This window comes from Massilia sp. CT11-108, from assembly GCF_047302915.1.
GTDB lineage: Bacteria > Pseudomonadota > Gammaproteobacteria > Burkholderiales > Burkholderiaceae_D > Telluria > Telluria orientalis.
Genome location: NZ_JBKYMO010000565.1, coordinates 1 through 3307 on the forward strand (window position 1 = coordinate 1; position 3307 = coordinate 3307).

At 61.2% G+C, this 3307-nt stretch carries 3 protein-coding genes; 1 reads left to right on the forward strand and 2 read right to left on the reverse strand.

What is annotated here, in order from left to right:
• Positions 1-116 precede the first annotated feature (116 nt).
• Both ACEN88_RS27460 and ACEN88_RS27465 read right to left on the reverse strand, forming a co-directional pair.
• Positions 117-542, reverse strand: coding sequence for a YciI family protein (locus tag ACEN88_RS27460; protein ID WP_413344758.1), 426 nt, complete (start codon positions 540-542; stop codon positions 117-119).
• Positions 539-1027 carry a VOC family protein gene (locus ACEN88_RS27465; protein WP_413344760.1) on the reverse strand — a complete coding sequence of 163 codons (489 nt, stop codon included), beginning with the start codon at positions 1025-1027 and terminating at the stop codon, positions 539-541. The genes ACEN88_RS27460 and ACEN88_RS27465 overlap by 4 nt, the downstream gene beginning before the upstream one ends.
• Before the next feature lie 247 nt (positions 1028-1274).
• Between ACEN88_RS27465 and htpG the strand changes: the two genes are divergently transcribed.
• On the forward strand, positions 1275-3197 hold the full coding sequence (gene htpG, locus ACEN88_RS27470) for a molecular chaperone HtpG (protein ID WP_413344761.1): 1923 nt from the start codon (positions 1275-1277) through the stop codon (positions 3195-3197).
• Positions 3198-3307 lie beyond the last annotated feature (110 nt).

Consider the following 3307-nt stretch of genomic DNA (forward strand, 5'->3'; position numbering starts at 1 on the left):
ATTCCACCGTGACGTCGTCGTTGGCGGAGACCACGCCATTGGCCTGCAGCCATGCCAGCGCCGCGGCGCGCGTGCCGTTGTCGGTACGGATGAGCATGAACTGCATGGTGGTCTCCTTAGCGTGCCGCCATTTGTTCGCGCAGGCGGTCTTCCTGTGCGCGGACGTCGGCCGGGAGGTCCGTGCCGAAGTCGTCGGGGCCGAAGATCTGGCGGATTTCGATCTCGCTCTCGACACCTTCGTGCGGATTCGGGCAGCGCTTGAACCACTCGATGGCTTCTTCCTTCGAACCCACCTCGATCAGCCAGAAACCGGCCACGAGTTCCTTCGTTTCCGTGAACGGGCCGTCGATCACGGTGCGCTGGTCGCCATTGAAGCGAATACGGGCGCCCTTGGAACTGGGGTGGAGGCCTTCGCCGGCCAGCATGACGCCGGCCTTGACGAGTTCCTCGTTGAAGTTGCCCATGTCCGTGAACAGTTTTTCGCTCGGCATGATGCCGGCTTCCGAGGCCGCGCTGGCCTTCACGATCACCATGAATTTCATTGCTGTGCTCCTGCGCAGCCCTGGCCCATCGATTGCAGCATTTCTTCCCGGATCTGTTCGGGCGTCATGTCGCGCTTGTGGGTGGCGATCGACCAGCGGTGGCCGAACGGGTCCTCGAGCTGGCCGTAGCGGTCGCCCCAGAACATGTCGGCGACCTGCATGATGGGCTTGCCGCCCGCTTCGATGGCGCGGGCGTAGGCGGCGTCGACGTCTTCCACGTACAGGTGGATGTAGACGGGCGTGTTCTTCAGCGCCAGCGGGCCGACGCAGCCGTAGTCGGGGAAGTCGTCGGCCAGCATGAAGATCGAGTCGCCGATGCGCATCTGGGCGTGCATGATCTTGCCGTCCGGGCCGGGCATGCGGCTCATTTCGACGGCGCCGAAGGCCTGCGCGTAGAACGCCAGCGCCTCGGCCGCGCCGCTGCAGACGAGGTGCGGGGTGATCGTGTGGAAACCTTCGGGGATGGGACGCACTTGCTGGGTCATGATGTATCTCCTTCGTGAGTGGTTGTGGGTGCTGCCATCCGTACGACGATCGGGCTTCCACGGTTTCGACATGCCCGCACAAAAAAATTTCGGCCGACCGCAACGTTATGCCGACTCGGTCAAAAAGTCGAGAATCTTAGTGTATGTATAAGAAATACGATTCGGAAAAAATAGCTCTTGAAATCCCTGTTGGTATCCCAATATCGAACCGGTCTGTCCAACCCTGTTAGCAACGAGGATATAAAAGATGGCTGTCGCCGAAAAAGAAACCCTTGGGTTCCAAGCAGAAGTCAAACAGCTGCTGCAACTGATGATCCACTCCTTGTATTCGAACAAGGAAATTTTCCTCCGAGAACTGATTTCCAATGCGTCCGACGCGGCCGACAAGCTGCGCTTCGAGGCCATCAATAACGACAGCCTGTACGGCAACGACCATGAACTGAAGATCAAGGTCCTGTTCGACAAGGATGCGAAGACCGTCACCATTTCCGACAACGGCATCGGCATGAGCCGCGACGAGGTGATTTCGCACCTGGGCACGATCGCCAAGTCGGGCACCAAGGAATTCTTCAGCAGGCTGTCGGGCGACCAGCAGGCCGACGCCGCGCTGATCGGCCAGTTCGGCGTGGGGTTCTACTCGGCCTTCATCGTGGCCGACCGCGTCACCGTCGAGACCCGCCGTGCGGGCGCCGACGCGGCGGACGGCGTCCGTTGGGAATCGACGGGCGAGGGCGACTACACCGTCGAGCAGGTCGGGAAGACCGGCCGCGGCACCGACATCATCCTGCACCTGCGCGACGGCGAGGAGGAGCTGCTGTCGTCGTGGAAGCTGAAGTCCATCATCCGCAAGTACTCCGACCACATCTCGCTCCCGATCATGATGCCGAAGGAGGAGTGGGACGAGGAGAAGAAGGAAACCGTCGTCAAGGACGAATTCGAGACCGTCAACCAGGCGTCCGCGCTGTGGGCCCGCTCGAAGTCGGACATCACCAAAGAGCAGTACGAAGAGTTTTATAAACACGTCTCGCACGACTTCCAGCCGCCGCTCGCGTACACGCACAACCGCGTCGAAGGCCGCAGCGAATACACGCAGCTGCTGTACGTGCCGGGCCACGCCCCGTTCGACCTGTGGGACCGCAACAAGCGCGGCGGCATCAAGCTGTACGTGAAGCGCGTCTTCATCATGGACGATGCCGAGCAGCTGATGCCGGTCTACCTGCGCTTCGTGAAGGGCGTGATCGATTCGAACGACCTGCCGCTGAACGTCTCGCGCGAGATCCTGCAGGAATCGCGCGACGTGCGCGTGATCCGCGAAGGCTCGACCAAGCGCGTGCTGGGCATGCTGGAAGAGATGGCCAACAGCGACGAGCAGGAAGGCAAGGACAAGTACGCGACGTTCTGGAAGGAATTCGGCCAGGTGCTGAAGGAAGGCATCGGCGAGGATGCCACCAACAAGGACCGAATCGCCAAGCTGCTGCGCTTCGCGTCCACGCACACGGATTCCGCGGACCAGACCGTGTCGTTCGCCGACTACATCGGCCGCATGAAGGAAGGCCAGGACAAGATCTATTACGTCACGGCTGACAATTACAACGCCGCGAAGAACAGCCCGCACCTGGAGATCTTCCGCAAGAAGGGCGTCGAGGTGCTGCTGCTGACCGACCGCGTGGACGAGTGGATGCTGTCGTTCCTGAACGACTTCGACGGCAAGGAACTGGTGTCCGTCGCGAAGGGCGGCCTGGACCTGGGCAAGCTCGAGGACGAGGCCGAGAAGAAGGAGCACGAAGAGACCGAGACGCAGTACAAGGATCTCGTCGAGAAGATGAAGAGTGCGCTGGCCGACAAGGCCAAGGACGTGCGCGTCACGTTCCGCCTGACGGATTCGCCGGCCTGCCTCGTGGCGGACGAACACGAACTGTCCGCGAACCTCGTGCGCATGCTGAAGGCGGCCGGACAGAACGCGCCGGAGAGCAAGCCGATCCTCGAGATCAACCCGAACCACCCGCTCGTCACGCGCCTGAAGTACGAGGACGCCGCGAGCCCGCGTTTCGGCGACTGGGCGCACATCCTGTTCGACCAGGCGATGCTGGCCGAAGGCGGCAGCCTGACGGATCCGGCGGCGTTCGTGAAGCGCTTGAACGAGATGCTGCTGGCGACTGCGGCGAAATAAGCAACGCAATCATGGAAGCCGGGCACTGCCCGGCTTTTTTTTGGTTCTTCACGGATTAGCGGGAAGTAACCGGTAAACAAAGAAAGCGGTAAAGAAGAGTTAGACTTGTT